This is a genomic window from Sporolactobacillus putidus, from assembly GCF_014647035.1.
Classification (GTDB): Bacteria; Bacillota; Bacilli; order Bacillales; family Sporolactobacillaceae; genus Sporolactobacillus; species Sporolactobacillus putidus.
This window is the reverse complement of record NZ_BMOK01000005.1, coordinates 70,393-87,274: the sequence shown is the minus strand read 5'-3', so window position 1 is coordinate 87,274 and position 16,882 is coordinate 70,393. Positions and strand designations below refer to the sequence as shown.

Annotated in this window: 17 protein-coding genes and 1 riboswitch; of the genes, 7 read left to right on the top strand and 10 right to left on the bottom strand. The window is 45.9% G+C overall.

Annotated elements, in window-relative coordinates:
• Positions 1–401 precede the first annotated feature (401 nt).
• Together IEX81_RS07360 and IEX81_RS16695 are read left to right on the top strand one after the other, a co-directional pair.
• Positions 402–1,298: a DUF1643 domain-containing protein gene (locus IEX81_RS07360; protein ID WP_188802438.1), complete on the top strand. Its 897-nt coding sequence runs from the start codon at positions 402–404 to the stop codon at positions 1,296–1,298.
• Complete coding sequence (locus tag IEX81_RS16695; RefSeq protein WP_268239324.1) at positions 1,295–1,420, top strand: hypothetical protein; 126 nt, start codon at positions 1,295–1,297, stop codon at positions 1,418–1,420. Before IEX81_RS07360 ends, IEX81_RS16695 begins: the two co-directional genes overlap by 4 nt.
• Positions 1,421–1,523: 103 nt before the next feature.
• Here IEX81_RS16695 and IEX81_RS07355 read toward each other — a convergent pair whose 3' ends face one another.
• Positions 1,524–2,300 carry a tyrosine-protein phosphatase gene (locus IEX81_RS07355; RefSeq protein WP_188802437.1) on the bottom strand — a complete coding sequence of 259 codons (777 nt, stop codon included), beginning with the start codon at positions 2,298–2,300 and terminating at the stop codon, positions 1,524–1,526.
• A gap of 345 nt (positions 2,301–2,645) precedes the next feature.
• On the opposite strand from IEX81_RS07355, the gene IEX81_RS07350 reads away from it, so the two are divergent.
• Complete coding sequence (locus tag IEX81_RS07350) at positions 2,646–3,341, top strand: tyrosine-protein phosphatase (protein WP_188802436.1); 696 nt, start codon at positions 2,646–2,648, stop codon at positions 3,339–3,341.
• A gap of 162 nt (positions 3,342–3,503) precedes the next feature.
• The gene (locus tag IEX81_RS07345; protein WP_188802435.1) at positions 3,504–4,142 is read left to right on the top strand and encodes an alpha/beta hydrolase; all 639 of its coding nucleotides are present in this window, start codon (positions 3,504–3,506) and stop codon (positions 4,140–4,142) included.
• Positions 4,143–4,574: 432 nt separating this feature from the next.
• Here the strand turns inward: IEX81_RS07345 and htpX are convergent, their stop codons facing one another.
• From htpX to IEX81_RS07330, 3 genes are all read right to left on the bottom strand, one after another.
• Positions 4,575–5,465 carry a zinc metalloprotease HtpX gene (gene htpX / locus IEX81_RS07340; protein WP_188802434.1) on the bottom strand — a complete coding sequence of 297 codons (891 nt, stop codon included), beginning with the start codon at positions 5,463–5,465 and terminating at the stop codon, positions 4,575–4,577.
• Positions 5,466–5,477: 12 nt separating this feature from the next.
• Positions 5,478–6,023, bottom strand: a complete 546-nt coding sequence (locus IEX81_RS07335; RefSeq protein WP_188802433.1) for a LemA family protein — start codon at positions 6,021–6,023, stop codon at positions 5,478–5,480.
• Positions 6,024–6,279: 256 nt separating this feature from the next.
• Complete coding sequence (locus IEX81_RS07330; protein WP_188802432.1) at positions 6,280–6,672, bottom strand: MerR family transcriptional regulator; 393 nt, start codon at positions 6,670–6,672, stop codon at positions 6,280–6,282.
• Between the two features lie 80 nt (positions 6,673–6,752).
• Between IEX81_RS07330 and IEX81_RS07325 the strand changes: the two genes are divergently transcribed.
• Positions 6,753–7,136: a carboxymuconolactone decarboxylase family protein gene (locus tag IEX81_RS07325; protein WP_188802431.1), complete on the top strand. Its 384-nt coding sequence runs from the start codon at positions 6,753–6,755 to the stop codon at positions 7,134–7,136.
• A gap of 531 nt (positions 7,137–7,667) precedes the next feature.
• Here the strand turns inward: IEX81_RS07325 and IEX81_RS07320 are convergent.
• Complete coding sequence (locus IEX81_RS07320) at positions 7,668–8,465, bottom strand: SDR family NAD(P)-dependent oxidoreductase (RefSeq protein WP_188802430.1); 798 nt, start codon at positions 8,463–8,465, stop codon at positions 7,668–7,670.
• 591 nt (positions 8,466–9,056) lie between these two features.
• Here IEX81_RS07320 and IEX81_RS07315 point away from each other — a divergent pair.
• Both IEX81_RS07315 and IEX81_RS07310 read left to right on the top strand, forming a co-directional pair.
• A complete protein-coding gene (locus IEX81_RS07315) occupies positions 9,057–9,395 on the top strand; it encodes a DUF485 domain-containing protein (RefSeq protein WP_188802611.1) in 339 nt (112 codons plus the stop codon).
• A gap of 3 nt (positions 9,396–9,398) precedes the next feature.
• Positions 9,399–10,949 carry a solute symporter family protein gene (locus IEX81_RS07310; protein ID WP_188802429.1) on the top strand — a complete coding sequence of 517 codons (1,551 nt, stop codon included), beginning with the start codon at positions 9,399–9,401 and terminating at the stop codon, positions 10,947–10,949.
• A 275-nt stretch (positions 10,950–11,224) separates the two neighbouring features.
• Here IEX81_RS07310 and trpB read toward each other — a convergent pair whose 3' ends face one another.
• The 5 genes from trpB to IEX81_RS07290 form a co-directional block, all read right to left on the bottom strand.
• A complete protein-coding gene (gene trpB / locus IEX81_RS07305; protein WP_188802428.1) occupies positions 11,225–12,394 on the bottom strand; it encodes a tryptophan synthase subunit beta in 1,170 nt (389 codons plus the stop codon).
• Positions 12,395–12,560: 166 nt separating this feature from the next.
• Positions 12,561–13,859 carry an ABC transporter ATP-binding protein gene (locus tag IEX81_RS07300; RefSeq protein WP_188802427.1) on the bottom strand — a complete coding sequence of 433 codons (1,299 nt, stop codon included), beginning with the start codon at positions 13,857–13,859 and terminating at the stop codon, positions 12,561–12,563.
• Positions 13,860–13,873: 14 nt separating this feature from the next.
• Positions 13,874–15,598: an ABC transporter permease gene (locus IEX81_RS07295; RefSeq protein ID WP_188802426.1), complete on the bottom strand. Its 1,725-nt coding sequence runs from the start codon at positions 15,596–15,598 to the stop codon at positions 13,874–13,876.
• 373 nt (positions 15,599–15,971) lie between these two features.
• Positions 15,972–16,139, bottom strand: a riboswitch (M-box (ykoK) riboswitch).
• A 4-nt stretch (positions 16,140–16,143) separates the two neighbouring features.
• On the bottom strand, positions 16,144–16,275 hold the full coding sequence (locus IEX81_RS16690; RefSeq protein WP_268239323.1) for a hypothetical protein: 132 nt from the start codon (positions 16,273–16,275) through the stop codon (positions 16,144–16,146).
• The gene (locus IEX81_RS07290) at positions 16,253–16,696 is read right to left on the bottom strand and encodes a hypothetical protein (RefSeq protein ID WP_188802425.1); all 444 of its coding nucleotides are present in this window, start codon (positions 16,694–16,696) and stop codon (positions 16,253–16,255) included. Before IEX81_RS07290 ends, IEX81_RS16690 begins: the two co-directional genes overlap by 23 nt.
• Between the last annotated feature and the right edge of the window lie 186 nt (positions 16,697–16,882).

Genomic DNA, 16,882 nt, shown 5'->3' with positions numbered 1-16,882 from the left:
CGGCCGTTTTTTCACCAAATAATGTCTGGGAAAGCCGGCTTCTATGTATTTTCAGGAGTACACAGCCCGTTAATCGACAGTAAAGAGCAGAGAATCAGGGGTAAATGGCTGATAATCATCAGTAAAATTCAAAGTATCGACAGTAAACAATCCGAAATCAATAAGTGCGAACAATCAGAACCTCATCCTTTTTTGACAGACATCGGACTGCCCAGTTCGCCAAACTTGTAAACTAAAAACTATCCTGATTATTAAGCCGGCGGACGAGTTTGTCCGGACCACATCCGCCGCTTTTGAAAACGGTTAATTCTTAACATCAGAGAACAAGTGGTAGAATAGGATTATATTAGAAGCGGTATAAGCAGTCGGACATACTATAATCATGAAAGGGGGTGATCAGAATGAACCAGGCAAAAGCTTTCGGATCGTTTGTCCTGCGCCACGGAAAAACGTTCAGAACGTCGGCATACATGCAATGGGGGAAATCTAAAAAATCCCTTGGGGCGGCACTCATGTTGAATCCAGGTTCAGCACACCCGAACAAACTGAATCCGGATTTAGACGCCCGACTGAAGACATTAGGGGCGGCAATGGGCCGCATCCAGCCGGATCCCACTATGGATCAGTTAATCCGGCTGATTGAAAAAATCCACAATGACCATCCGATGATCGAAGGCCGGTTTCAGATTTTTAATTTATTTAATTTGCAGGAAACGAACGCAGAAACGGCGATCGATACATTCGAATCACTCGTCGACAGCCATAAAATCACCGTCACCGAATCCCTGGTCACACCCGGCGAACTTCAGGTTCATCCGTGGATCCTTCTCGGTTGGGGAGTCAATCACCGAAGAGGCTGGCGGCACCTTCGGGAGATTAAAGATTTATGGCTGCAGCAAATCGAAGCGTCCGGTATTCCGAAGTTCGGAAAAATGAACAAGAACGGCGATTATTATCACCCGTGCCCGCAGGTCGTCTCGGAACGCCCGATCATGCTCGATGAGTTATTCAATCAGTACAGCAAGGCCATCAAACCGCTTCTTCCGGCTGAAAAACCTATTCAGTTGAAAAATTATTCCCTGCTCAGATGGAACCGAAAGCAGGGCAGGGAAGCTCAGGCGATACTGCGGGATAACAGGACCGGATTACAGTGCCTTTTTACTCCAGGATTGTCACAGAATTTAATCTGGTTTCACTGCAATCTTGCCAATGATTTGTCACTTTCGGATTGGAAACCGTTTGATGACAGGAGTTTCGATGATTTGTCATTTATTGATTTTAAAGAGGAAAAAGAATGAAGCTTATGTTTCAAATAGAAAAAACCACCGGAATGTCCGGCAATCAGGGAACGCCGCGGGCACTCGATCCGACAGGAAGCCCGCATGGTACCCATAAACAGCGAGCTTTGAACCGATTGTAGAAGCCGCTGAAATAAACGCGCTTAATCAAAGACCCTGCCCGCATTTTCCAAGACCTTATCCAAAAAAAGACCCTCCCGTCATCCCGGGAAAATCTTTCAAAAATTATTCAAGGCAGAAGTTTTTTATTCTCTCACGCACATCAGACGTGATTCTGAATTCCATTGTCAAATAGTGATCGAAAGTCCCGTATGCTGCAATAATTGAATCCATTGAAGCCTCAAGGAATTCTTCATGAAGCGAAAAGTCCTCTTCAAACTGTTTAAGCGCCCTGCCCGTAAGATATTGCGAAGCCTCTTCGAAAAGCTCCTTGTGATAATCGACGAGTGTCAGGTTCGAAAGCATGTAGTCATCCATAATCGTTTCAAAAGGCACACCCAGTGTCGTCAAAATAAGCATGGCTCCGACACCCGTTCGGTCGCGCCCGCCCGCACAGTGATGAACAAACGGCATATTTTTTTCCGGCTGCGCCACCAGACTCATCATTCTCCGGTAGGACGCATTCCGGATCGGCATTTGTTCATAAACCTGAGTAAATTTCTCGCGCGTGAACGTTTTATAGAAAGTCTCCGGCTCCCATTCCGAGTGAGCGGTCGCTTTATCTTCACCATTCACGGCCACGCGTTCATGGCGTTCCCGCCCGATTTGCGGATCCGGCCTCTGATCGGCCTCCGCCTTATCGCGATAATCATAGATCAGCCGGAAATCAAACGTTTTTAAGTACCGAATATCTTCTGCCGTGAGTCCGGTCAAGTCGGCCGACCGAAAGATCAGACCTTTCTTTACTTTTCTCCCGTCGTGTGTTTTCAGTCCGCCCATATCGCGAAAATTATAAGCTCCCTTTAAAGGAAGCAGCTGCTCCGACACTACCATACTCTCCATCGGCATCCCCTCTCACATACGGACATTTTTAATCAGCTGTTCTTATTCATCATAACATAATTTTTCAATTCTTATTATTGATACTTTGTTAATCACGGGTCAAACTTTTATCGTGATCCTTCGGATTAAATAATCGATTAAACACGAACCCGCCTCTTCTTTTTGTTCCTAAGTTTTCTCTGCAAAAGTGTAGGTTAACTGCACGACACGCTTTTTATGGTTGTCACTGAATCTCAGTTCAATCACCTTTTACACCAAATTAAAAGGTTCTTCAATATTATTGATTTATAATGGATAGATGAACGTTCTTTTTTATCGGAAATAGGATTAGAAGGAGGTACTGCGATGTCAATAAGACGTATTCCATTATCCTCAACACTGAACACCCGGGACCTGGGCGGTTATCCCGCCGCTGATGGCAAGGCAACACAGTTTGGCCGGATTATCCGCAGCGATGCGCCGGTTGACTTAACTTCAGATGATTTTGTACTTCTGAAGCGGCTGGGTGTCACCGCCGCCATCGATTTTCGCTCGGATGAGGAAATCACAAGCGTCCCGAGTGCTTTTGAACATGCACCGGATTTTGACTACTACCATTGTCCGTTTGCGATCGGCAATCGCGATCCGGGATCGAAGGCAGGTGTTCCTCCCTTGTACGCCAAAATTATCTCGGATATTCCGATCATGCAGCAAATTATGCGGATTATCGCCGGACAGGAAGGCGGGGTCCTGATTCACTGTGCGGCAGGCAAAGATCGAACAGGTGTGGTTTCCGCGCTGCTTCTGCTGACTGCCGGAGTATGTGTCAGCGATATTCTGGCCGACTACCAGGTCACATACACCTATATTCGGTTAAAAGTGCGGGAAGGTCTGAGACAGCATCCGGAACGCCCTTCCTATGACGGCCGCTCTGATATGGAATATATGGAAAAAACGCTCGATCATTTTTTTGAAACTTACGGCAATGTCACAAACTATCTGCAAAAAATCGGCCTGAATTCCGATGAAATATCGTCCCTCAGAGAAAAACTTCTACCCTGACCGGCCTTTTGAAAGTTCCGACGTATACAAGAGCCTGAGCAAGAAACGTTTCTTGCTCAGGCTCTTTTTGCACATTTTTCAATACCGGCATGGATTAAGAATAATCGTTTGACTTACTTTATGTAAGTAATACAATAATAGTAAATAAAAAGAGGTGGGAAAATGAGCTGCTTATATAAAATCAAAAGGCCGGACACCATCACGAATGCGACACCGATTCTTGTCACACTGCACGGCATGGGATCAAACTATCACGATTTAACCTCGATCGCAAGCAATGATCCCGCCGACTTCGTGCAGATTAATATTCAGGGAAACATTGCTTTTCGTTCGGGTTTCACGTATTATGTTCCCGACTTTTCGGTAAGATCTGAGGAAGAGGTCATAACGAAAACGTTATCGGACATTGATCGTTTTTTGATCGATACTTTAAAGAAAGAAAGACTTTCGGCAGAACAGCCTTTATTTTTTCTCGGATTCAGTCAGGGAGCGATTCTGAGCTTATCCTACAGTTTGCTTTATCCGGATAAGACTGCAGGTGCTGTCGTTCTGAATGGCCGTCTGCCGAAATTTATTTCTGAAGCGGAGAAAAAAACTCACGGACAAAGAAAACCATCTTTTTTTCTCGCTCAGGGCGAATTTGATCCGATTTTTCCTCTGGCAGTCGGTCGTTCATTATATACTTACCTGAAAGAAGGGAACTTTGAAACCGACTATCATGAATATCGTGCCGGTCATGAAGTCACCGCTGATGAAGTCATTGATATCCGGCGCTGGCTGCGCACTCAGTTCAAACCTTAATGATCAAAAGCGGGATCCTTTATCTTTTCTTTCACGCATATTCCATAACCGCAAAAAAAGCGGGCCGCTTTTATCGACCCGCTAAACTGAGGATAGAGAGCAATAAAAAATAGAGCATTGCACTGCAAAATTGCCTCTGTTGATAACTGACAATAAAGTTGTTTTATAACGAAGCCATGAACACGCATTTCTACGCTGTGAAATTGTTCCATTTTTAAATAAAATGGTTTAAAAATATCGGTAACACAAGTTTAAAGTTGGTCCTAACAACGGCAAAGTTGGTTCTAACTGTCCGCAAGTCGGTTCTAACTATGCCATTTCTCGGATTAAGTGACGCATTCCGTGATTACTGTACAAAAGCAAAAGAAAACAACTTTATTGCCATTTTAAACGACTTTATTTTTTTATTGCCAACCAATATCTGCTGTTGCTTTACATTTTCCTTAACCGTTCGATCCGGCTCTCAATCGGAGGATGGGTCGCAAACCAATTCATTTTTTTCCGTTTCTGGCCAAAAGGATTTGCAATGTACATAGATGCCGTCGCTTCTTTAACATCTTTCAACCCATTCGTATCGCTGCTGATCTTGGCCAGGGCGTTAATCAGCCCTTGCGGATCACGTGTGATCTCGACTGCCGAAGCATCCGCGAGGTACTCACGGTTGCGGGAAACAGCCAGTTGGACAAATCTTGCGGCAAGAGGGGCCAGTATGATCAGAACCAGCGCGACAATCATCATGACTGGGTTGGACTTCCCGTTATCACGCTTATTGCCGCGGCCCCCGCCCCAGAAAAATATACGCTGACCGAAGTCGGCAATAATCACGATCACGCCGACCAGGGCGATGCACAGCGTCATCAGCCGGATGTCATAGTTTCGAATATGCGAAAACTCGTGGGCAGCGACGCCGGCAATTTCCTCACGGTTTAACCTTTCCAATAAACCCGTGGTAAAAGCGATGACACTTGCTTCCGGCTTCATACCCGTGGCAAAAGCATTGGGAGACGGATCATCCACAATATAAATTCTCGGCATCGGGACGTTAGCGGCAATTGACAGTTCTTCAACAATGTTGAACACCATTGGATTGTCTTCTTTTTTTATTTCCCTGGCTCCCGACATTCCGAGCACCTGCGCTTTCGCACTGGCAAACGTCACTGGAATATAAAAGGCAAGGATCACTCCCGCTATAACAATACCGATGATGGAATCACCACCGGCAAAATAACCGACCGCCCATCCGATGGCCAGGACCAGTAAGCAGAAAAACACGAGGAGCCAGAAGGTTTTCCGCTTATTTTGCTGAATTTGCTGATACAGCATGGCCGGCCTCCATTAAAAGGTGACCTTCGGAACATCGCGGTCGGTCTCGGGAATGGTTAACAGCTCCTCTTTTTTAAATCCGAACATCCCGGCCAGAAGATTGGTCGGGAAGGATTCCCGCTTGATGTTATAGTCCTTAACCGTTTTATTATAGAGCTGACGCGAGTAGGCAACCTTATTTTCAGTCGTCGCCAGTTCCTCCTGCAGCTGCAGGAAATTCTGATTGGCTTTCAGGTCGGGGTAGGACTCCGCCAATGCGAAAATCGATTTCAGTGCCCCTTCAATCTGATTGTCTGCCTCAATTCGCTGCTGCGGTGTCCCGCTGATCAGCTGATTGCGCGCTTCAATAACACGGGAAAGTGTCTCTCTTTCATGTTTGGCATAGCCTTTAACCGTTTCGACTAAATTAGGAATCAGATCATGGCGGCGTTTCAGCTGAACATCGATCTGACTGAAGGATTCCTGAACCCAGTTGCGATACTTGACCAGGCCGTTGTACGACACGATGAAATAAATCACAATGATCGCGATTACGGCAATAATGATAATCGTAGCCATAGCATGTGACACATCCCTTCTGTTTAAGTGGTCAAACGTCCTTGCAACCAAAGTATAGCATCATTTTGCATGAAATAAGATGACTTTTATCAACCGAATGTTCCCTTTATTTTTTGTCAAAATACAGCTTGAAATGCAAGCCGCTTAAAAAAAAGCCGTTCAGTTGCTTAAACTCTTTTGTCCTGATTAAAATTATTCTACCGAAGCAGAGCCAGTAAAGCGTGGGTATTTATGAAGCGGTCTGAGGATGAATCATCTATCTTTGGACCGCCGCAGAATCGGCTTTTTCGTGCTCAATGATCGATTGTTTGTAGGAAGCGATTTTCACGTCCAAGTGTCCTAAATTTTCTTCCAGCCGTTCCATTTCTTTTAATATAAATGCCCGGTGCGATTGAAGCAGAGCCAATCGTTCTTTCGTCGTTGAATCGCCCGCGTATCTCAGCCGGGCATATTCTTTGATCTGTCTGATCGGCATCGCTGTTTCCTTGAGTCTCAGGATAAAAGCGATCCAGGTTTTATCGTTTTCCGTGTACATGCGCCTGTTGTTTTCGTCTCTTTGCGGGAAAATCAATCCTTCTTTCTCATAGTACCGCAATGTGTCAATACTTAATCCTGTCTGTTCCGCAAAAACACCGATCGAGTAGGACACAACACATTTCTCCTTTCCCTTGACATGGAGTAAGCTCCAGCATATATGCTCAATTATATCAAAAACAGGAGATGAGAAATATGGAAAAAACCCGTTATGAAATCGGTCTGGAAAAACTTGCGGAAGTGGACGGCCGGCAAGGGGACAGAGTCATTCAGTCCTTAAAGGAACTTGCCCCTGACTTGGGCAAGTTCATCATTGAATTCGCCTTTGGCGACATCTATACACGACCTGCTCTCGATCTGAAGCAGCGTGAATGTGTCACCCTGAGCAGCCTCGCCGTACTGGGGGGAACCGAGAATCAGCTCCGTGTCCATATTAACGGTGCTTTAAATGTTGGCGTCACACCTGAGGAAGTGATTGAAGTATTTATTCAGTGCATTCCTTATGTTGGTTTTCCAAGGGTACTTAATGCCGTGTCGGTCGCAAAAGAAGTGTTTAAAAGCCGTAAAATCATTCAATAGTCCATTCAATTTTACACATTTGATATTATTCAGACTGACACTGGGATCCGGCTTGGGCCGGATCCTTTTTCTGCACGAGAGCGACTTCTGATTTGCGCCTCTATTTCAAGTTCTCCAGATTCTTGATTCTTATCGACAAAACCTCTCCATAACCCGGACATACGGTACTTCTCAGATCCGAAGCCTTTTTTTTAACGGACGAAGGTTAATATAATCTGTTGCTGTTGCAAATGAATGGTCGTTGCCGTTTTTAACTTTATTTCACAGGTCCCATGCCTTTAAAATTGTTGTTCTTGTCCATTAGAAAACTTGGCTTCGCCAAGCCCTTGGTACGGGCGTTGCCTTAGTTGCGCTTATACTATAATCCTTAAAAATTCTATACTTTCTTATAGTATAAGAAAAGGCATCACGGTTTATGTCCCGTGATACCTCAAATTGATTGCTCTTAACTTTTTTCATATAAAGAATACCCGGCCAACCACAGCCGCACCATTCAGCCGTTTTCCCCATCCTTTTAATGGAAGCACACGGTCAAACGACGGCCTTGACCATGCCGCCGTCGATGTTGATGGCCTGCCCGGTAATATATTCGGCTTTGTCGGAAGCAAGGAAGGTAATGAGACTGGCCACTTCTTCGGGCTTTCCGTAACGTCCAAGCGGAATGTTGCTCGCTGCATAAAAATCAATCGCTTCATCCACTGTTTTTCCAAGAATCTTCGCCAGCTGCTCTCCCAGCTGACCGGGGGCTTCCCACAGACGAGTGCGGATCGGGCCAGGGCAGACAGCGTTTACAAGGATATTGTCTTTAGCAAAGTAATTGGAAAAGTCCTTCGTAACCATGATCACGGAAGCTTTGATGGTGTCATAATCAAGCAAGCCTCCGGGCTGCTTGCCGAACATAGAAGAAACATTAATGATACGCCCCCATTTTCCCTTTTGCATATACGGTGCAATTTCTTTGATCAGGCGAATTGGGGCGTATAGCATGAGATCCATGTTGCGCCGAAATTCTTTTTCAGGGAGCTCCATCGGATCACTTAAACGGCCGGTCCCCGCGTCGTTGATCAGAATATCAATCCGACCAAATTCAGCAACCGTCCGTTCCTCAAAGGGGACCGTCTGGTCAGCCTTTGTCACATCGGCTTGTCCCGTTAAAACTTTCACGCCTTTTTCTCTTAACTCAGCCGCTGTTTTCTCCAGCGCTTCCCTATTAATATCGCAAAGCGCCAGATTCACTCCCTCGGCACCCAAAGCGATAGCGGTCTGTTTGCCGATGCCCCCGGCGGCTCCTGTAATAAACGCTACCTTACCCTTTAACCCGAGATCCATGATAATTCCTCCCTTTTTCGTTGTCGATCATCAGGAGTGATTCACAAAAACATCCCGTCTGTCAGACTTTCCAACCACCGGTGGTTTTGGATTGTTCTGTTTGCTGATATTCACTTTTGCATGAATGTATCATGACCTCTTTCGGAAAACAAGAAATATTTTCCTCTATCGGTCGTTGCAGAAAATCCGCTGTTGTTCGCCCGCGGCCTTTCTTTCTTCCAAATGTGATGATCTGAAGGCAGAGCTTCAGATCTGTTTGTGAATGTCCTCACAATCAAATTGTAGCGCTTACATTTTCAAGCGTCAAGCGGATAACGCATGCCCAGGACAGGATTCGGCAGGAATTTGCCGGTACCTTTGAGCAGCTCTCCCATTATCTGCCACAAGTATGAGAGAGGTGATCTGAGCGGCACCGATCACAAACGGGAACTGCTGAACAAAGCCTCCTTATTTCATGGAAAATATCTTAAAGGATATTTGATGAGTTCTTTCAGGTACTTTTTAATCGTTAATCCCAATATAATGAAATGCTCGCTAAGTTTGAAAATTTTATGACATTTCCATTTAGGAGGAATTGGATTGGAAGAAAGTATGTACACCCCTGAGAAAGTAAAACTTGAGAATGCCTCGATCAACTACACAAAACTGGTTCAAACTTCAGCATTCAGACAGCTTCTGCGGCAAAAGCGGAATTTTATTCTGCCCTGTTCACTGTTTTTTATGGCTTTCTACTTCACATTGCCTATCTTAACCGCCTATACCACCGTCCTTAATCAGCCTGCTTTCGCTTCGATGACCTGGGCCTGGATCTTTGCGTTTGCGCAATTTGTCATGACTTGGGCACTTTGTATTTTCTATACAAGGCGGGCGTCCAAATTTGATCGGCTTGTTGAAACCATTAAAAAAGAAGCTGCTCTTAAGGAGGATTAGTCAATGAACGGACTCGCTTTTTCAATTTTTCTCGTGATTGTCGGCATAACTCTCATCATTACGTATCTTGCCTCGAAAAAAACAAAAACAACGAGCAGCTTTTATACAGCCGACAGCAGCCTGAGCGGTTTTCAAAATGGAATGGCTATAGCCGGAGACTATATGTCGGCCGCTTCCTTTTTAGGGATCGCAGGAATGGTAGCGCTTTCAGGTTTTGATGGTTTCTTTTACAGCATAGGTTTTCTCGTTGCTTATCTTGTAGTCTTGTATCTCGTCGCAGAACCGCTCCGCAACCTGGGAAACTATACGCTGGCCGATATGATCGCCGCCCGTTTCAAAGCAAAGAAAGTGCGGGGCGTGGCCGCATTGAACACGATCACGATTTCAACCTTTTACATGATAGCCCAGCTTGTAGGAGCCGGAGCTCTGATTCATTTATTGCTCGGTCTCAACTATGTCTATTCGGTGCTTATTGTCGGTGTGTTAATGACGGTATATGTTGTGTTCGGGGGCATGACGGCGACCAGCTGGGTTCAGATTGTAAAAGCCATCCTGCTCATGGTCGGCACGTTCATCATTTCTTTTATGGTCTTTGCCAAATTCGATTTTAACCTTGTAAAGATGTTTTCCGAGATGAAAATTGCGACACCGCTTGGTGCAGCGTTTCTGAATCCTGGCAACAAGTTTACAAACCCGCTGGACATGATTTCATTAAATTTGGCACTTGTGCTGGGTACAGCCGGATTGCCTCATATCCTGACCCGTTTCTTCACTGTCAAGGACGCCATCACCGCACGAAAATCCGTCGTTTATGCGACATGGATTATCGGCATATTCTACATTCTGACGATTTTCTTGGGCTTTGGTGCTGCGGCATTTGTCGGCCATGATAAAATTGTCGCTGCAAATGAAGCAGGCAATATGGCCGCACCTCTTCTTGCACAGGCCCTCGGCGGTAATTTCCTGTTTGCCTTCGTCTCGGCAGTCGCGTTTGCCACCATATTGGCTGTGGTGGCCGGGCTCGTTCTTTCCGCTGCGTCCGCGTTCGCCCATGATTTTTACAGCCATATTCTCCGGCACGGCAAGGCAACGGAAAAGGAGCAAGTGATTGCAGCACGCTGGGCAGCTGTCGGAGTATCGATCCTGTCCATTATACTTGCCCTCTTCGCACAAAAAATGAATGTCGCTTTTCTGGTCTCACTCGCCTTTGCTGTTGCAGCCAGCGCAAACCTGCCCATTATCTTATTCACTGTTTTTTGGAAACGTTTTAATACAACTGGCGCCGTCTCGGGTATGCTGATTGGATTATTCAGTGCTCTGACTCTTGTTGCGATGAGCCCGAACGTGTGGTCACCAAAACCTGGAGCTGCGATCTTTATCGGTGAGCCGCTCATCCATCTAACAAATCCCGGCATCATTTCTATTCCGCTAGGGTTCCTGGCGGCGATTATCGGCACACTCGTCTCTGCAAAGAAAGCGGACGAAAAGAAGTTCGCTGAAATTATCGTGAAAGCAAACACGGGAATTGGAATCCATGGACCTGCAAACAATTAATGCTTGTTGGCAGTGGTTGATGGGAACAAATTCATTAAAAGCATCTCTATTGAACGCGGGAAAAAGTAAATCTGAGTAAAAAGCCGCAACTTTTTGCTCAGATTTTATTTGTTCTGTCTAAAAAAAATTTTTAGCACCTCTTTGAGAAAGGAGAAGCAATTTTAATAAAAAAATCGGAATCAGCTGTGATTCCGATTTTTCCTGAAATTTAAGTTAAAGTTCCCTATGACTGATTCGCTAATCTTCTCGACGCATTGTTCTCAAAACAGCACGATTTATTTTCTTTTTAACATATCATGAATCTGTTTAACGTCCTTATCTCCTCTACCCGAAAGATTGACGATGATTATGTCTTCTTTTGATAAGGTTTTAGCCAGCTTAAGCGCATAGGCAACGGCGTGAGAGCTTTCAAGCGCCGGGATGATTCCTTCCACCCTGGAGAGTTCCTGAAACGCTTCCAGAGCTTCCTGTCCGGTCACTGTAACATTTTCTTCCCGGCCAATTGTCTTCAAATAGCTGTGCTCAGGCCCGACGCCCGGATAATCCAGACCCGCCGCAATGGAATAGGTCGGTCTGGGCTGATTGTTTTCATCCAGTAGGGTCAGGCATTTAAACCCGTGAATAACCGCAGGCACACCCTCTTTCAGTGTTGCCGCCTCGGCTGGCTCGACACCGATTAATCGCACACTTTTTTCATCAATATAATGAGCGAATGCGCCAATCGCATTGCTCCCGCCGCCGACACAGGCAACCACGGCTGTAGGCAGCTTGCCTTCCTTCTCAAGGATCTGACGTTTGGATTCTTCACTGATGATCGATTGGAAATGCTTGACCATTGTCGGAAAGGGATGGGGTCCCACTGCAGAACCTAATAAATAATACGTATTTTGATAGTTTTTCACCAGATCATTCAACGCTTCATCGACAGCATCCTTCAATCGACCCTGTCCTTTTTCAACAGGGACGACTTTGGCGCCCAGCAGTTCCATACGGAAGACATTAAGCGCCTGTCGTTCAGTGTCGAGTTTCCCCATATAGATGGTACATGGAATTCCGAACAAGGCACAAGCCGTCGCCGTTGCTACACCATGCTGGCCGGCCCCTGTTTCCGCTATGATCCTCTTCGCGCCCATGCGTTTTGCCAGAAGGATTTGTCCGATGGCATTATTAATCTTGTGAGCACCAGTATGGTTTAAATCTTCACGTTTTAAATAGATTTTTGCCCCGCCTAACTTTTCAGTCAGATTTCTGGCAAAAGTCAATGGATTTTCACGTCCGACATATTCCTTTAAATAGTAACGGAATTCTTCCTGAAACTCCGGATCATCCTTGTACTTTTCAAATGCATCTGCAAGAATCGATAATACGTGCTGCAGTTCATCAGGAACATAGCTCCCTCCGAAATCTCCGAACACGCCTTTCTGTTCTACACTATTGCTGCTCATCCTCTTCTCAGCTCCTAATTTAAAAATAGGTGTCTTTTTAATAAGTTGTAAAAAGGCCCGCTTTTCAATTTTAAAGAACTTTCTGGGAAATGTCACCAATAAATTTCAAAGCGGACGTTCACCTTTTCAATCTTTTTTTCTGCAGATCTTTTTCAAGGTATACAAATTACTCTAATACAGGCGCGGTCTCGCTCTCCAGATACAGGACCTTTGCCTCCTCGTCGTAGGCAAACAGTTCCGCATAGCGCCCCCAGTCGATTAAAATGTCCAGCTGATGATCGGCTTCTATCGTGCCGAAGTGTTTTTCAAAAATTTCAACGAAAAATTCACGTTCCATCTTGTTATTGGACTTTGAGCGTAAAATACGGACAATCTTTTCAATGATGGGCACATATTTCTGCACCTGTGCTTTAAATATTTCTTTTCTTTCGAGGACACTGGCATCCGCAAATTGATGGCCGATATCCGTTAAGTCGATATCCCCCTGGCGAATGGTCGCAAATCCGAAAATCTGGGCCGTTTCGACAATAGGAAGAAAATCTTCCAGATACAGATTGAACTGATCGGCAAGCTTGTAGAGATCCACTGTGTTCCCGAGATCGTCAATCAATTCAATAAAGCCGGTAAGCGCTCCCGCGGGGACTTCGGGAAATTTTTCGATTTTCTTTTTGGCTTCACCAGGCACGTTCACCGGTTTTACTTCACGTTTCGTCATAATCGAGTAAATTTGATCAACGAATTCTGTAAACTGAAATTCTGTTTTATCCCGCCAATGCGGCATCGGAATGGAGATATCGGAAATGACGCGGGCGGGATCTCGCGACAGGATAATAGCCCGGTCGGACATATAGACAGCTTCCTCGATGCTGTGCGTGACCATGATGATACTTTTTGTCGGGATTTTTTTCTCGATCCACAGTTCAAGCAAATCGCGTTTTAAGTTTTCCGCAGTCAGCACATCGAGCGCCGAAAAGGGTTCATCCATCAGCAGGATATCCGGTTCCATGACTAAAGCGCGTCCGATGCCCACACGCTGGCGCATGCCCCCTGATAATTCCTTCGGATAGGCTCCTTCAAACCCGTCAAGTCCGATCATATCTATGGCGGAAAGCGCCCGGCGCATTTTTTCATCTTCCCGGAGCGGACGATTGTCAAGTCCGAGTTTCACATTTTCAAGGACTGTCAGCCAGGGGAATAAAGCAAATGACTGAAACACCATACCGACACCCGGATTCGTGCCGACAATCTGTTTTCCATTATAGAGGACCGAACCTTCCGAAGGGGAAACCAGTCCGGCAATAATCCTCAGCAGCGTCGATTTTCCAGAGCCGGACGGACCAAGAATCGAAATGAGTTCGCCTTCTTTAATGCTGATGCTGATATCTTCCAGAATCCTGACGTTACCCTGATTCGGCAGATCATACCTCTTGCTGATGTGCCGCAGTTCAATCAAAGTTTTTTCCATGATCTAAGTCACCTCTAATCCAGATGATATTTTTTCTCCGCTAATGCGTACAGCCTTCGCCATAATAAGCGATTGATAACCACGACAAGCAGACACATGACGATGATGCCCCAGATGATTTCCGGCCAGTTTCCCAGTTTTGTTGCCTGGGCAATATACGAACCCAGTCCGGATGCCTGCAGATTATTAGTCTTCCAGGATACAATCTCGGAGACAATACTGGCGTTCCAGGCGCCTCCGCTTGCCGTAATACAGCCGGTTATGAGAAATGGGAAAACCGCCGGAAAAATCAGCGTTTTCCATGTCTGCCAGCGTGTCAGTTTTAAAATAGCGGCCGCTTCCCTGAGATCAGAGGGAATGGCCATAGCGCCGGCAATGACATTGAACAGCACGTACCACTGCGTGCCCAGCATCATGAGCGGGACGGCGCCGATCTCCATCGAAACGCCGAGCTTCAGATACAGCACCGTGACGATCGGGAATACCATGTTAGCAGGAAAAGACGCCAGCACCTGTACAACCGGCTGCGCAATCCGCGCAATTCGCGGGTTCGTGCCAATGTAAACTCCGACAGGCAGGGTCCAAAGGACGGCAAGGAGCGTTGAAACAAACACGCGTAAAGTGGTCAGAAGGCCAAGGATGAGGGCATGAACCAGCTCCCCCCAGCTTAGCCTGGCAATTTCGAGGATTCCCGCGTACACATAGCGCAGGGCAAACACTGCGACCAAAATCAAAATCAACCATTTCAGAATGTTTCTAATGCGCTGCATCGGTTTGGGAAGAGCGATCCCGGAACCTTTTGAAGAGACATAAACCAGCAAGTCATGAAAAAACTTCCGGATATTCTGATTGATCCAATGGACAAATCGCGCCCTTTTCAGAATATCGTACACCCAGGAAGTCGGAACTTCTTTCGCTTCCGTCTGTTCATTTTTGAATTTCTGGCTCCAGGCAATGATCGGGCGCCAGAATAATTGATCGACAACGACGATGACCACAATCATTGTCACAATCGAATAAATAATGTATCTAATATTCCCCTCGCTGGCCGCCTGAGCCATATAGGAGCCGATTCCCGGCAAATGGATATTCTGATTCAGGACACTGATCGATTCGCTGGCTGCCAGAAAGAACCAGCCGCCGCCGAAGGACATCATGCTATTCCAAACGAGGCCGATCATGGAAAACGGCACTTCCAGTTTACCGAATCGCTGCCAAGTGTTCAGACGGTTCATTTTGGCCGCTTCATTCAGATCGCGAGGAATCGTCGTCAGCGAATGATAGAAGCTGAATGTCATATTCCATACCTGACCGGTAAAAATGGCAAAAATCGAGGCGAACTCCACACCGAGCAGACTGCCGGGAAACAGGGCCATGAAGGCAAGCACGGTGGCCGACAGAAAGCCGAGAACGGGCACGGATTGCAGAATATCGATCGCCGGAATCATGATTTTTTCCGCTGTCCGGTTATATGCCGCAATGCGCCCGTAAATAAAAGTGAAGATCAGGGATGCCGCAAAAGCAATAAACATGCGAAGCAGCGAACGCCCGGCATAATAAGGAAGCCACTTGGGATCCAGACTCAAGGACGTCTGTTGCTGCGGGGAAAAAGGCGCGTGCATACCCGACCCCAATTGTGTTAATAAATAAAGAAGAGATAATAACAGAAAAATGACCAGCAGATCAGCCCAGCCGAATCGGATTTTTTTGTCGACATTATTGAAAAGATTCCATCGCATCGGTATCCTCCCTTTCTTGTTGATTAAAAAAACAGAACTCCCCACTGTCAGGGACAGGGAGAGTTCATATTCCTTCTGCATCGTCTTCCGAAATAAAGGGCTGTTTTTGATTATCCGTAACGGTGCACGGGAATAACCGGAAACAGACAGACTTTGTCTCGTCGAAGGAACGCGATGTTTCCTGCCATGAGGGCAGCTTGCTTAGTTTTTTTCGCTGCTGCTCTTATTCTTATTTTTAAATTTAAGAGAGACGCATCATTCAAAGAGCTGCATAATCGACTGCCACCGTCCATTCCAGTTTTCCCCCCTTATCAAATAAATATAAAAAGCCCCACAGGACAATCCCCGGGGGCGTGAAGTCAAAACGATATTAACCGGTTCCCCCTGGTCCAGTTTTGGCACTATACAACGTAAAGGTCATCCCTTAGCCACCTTAAGAAAAGCCTTAGTCCGGCAATCCCTGTTCTACCCATTGGCATCTTTCGATCTTTCCGGGCAGTGGCCTTTGTTTGTATAGGAGCCTCACCTAACGAGGGCATATTCATCTATTTATCAAAATACTCCTGAACCTTTGGATTGTCAACACCCATATTGATTGCGCTGCGCATTAAGAAGCGGCGTACTTCAGGACTGCCCGCTGCTTCAATTGCCTCGTCAGCTGCCCAGCTCTTTGGCATACGTCTTGCTGTTTCCTGAAAGGATATGCAGTACTTTGTCTCCCGCCATCACGACAATGCGTTTGTTCGTCACATTTTTCTGATCCTTCATTTCCAGCAGAACAAGAAATTCATTCCCTTTACCGCTTTTAACATTTACCCCTTTCAGAACCTCGACAGCATGAAACGTTTGTTGAAACTTACCGGCAGAAATTTTTTCCTTTAAACTGCTGATCGTTTGTTTTGCAGTAAACCGATCAATCGCTGCGTATTGTTTGGATTTGTTGCCGCTATAAAGGTTTTCTGTAAAATTGAGCGCCGTTTTTTCCCGCTGATTTAACTTACTATACGGAATGTTTTTTTGTGTATGGTTTCCCTGGCTGCAAGCTGCCAATGAGAGAACAAGAGCCAGTCCAAGCAGGACAGCTAAGATTCTTTTCATAGAGAGCTTCCTCCTTTTCGATTGTACAGAGTAAGCTTTCGCTGCCATCCCTAAGATTATGTCTTCGGATGAAAGGCTTCAAATGTCAAAGTAAGGAATGCAATCCGGAAAAAGTGCAGACCTTGCATGCTTGCCAAATTTTTATAGACATTTACATATTTTCACCATTTACTCCATTCACATTGT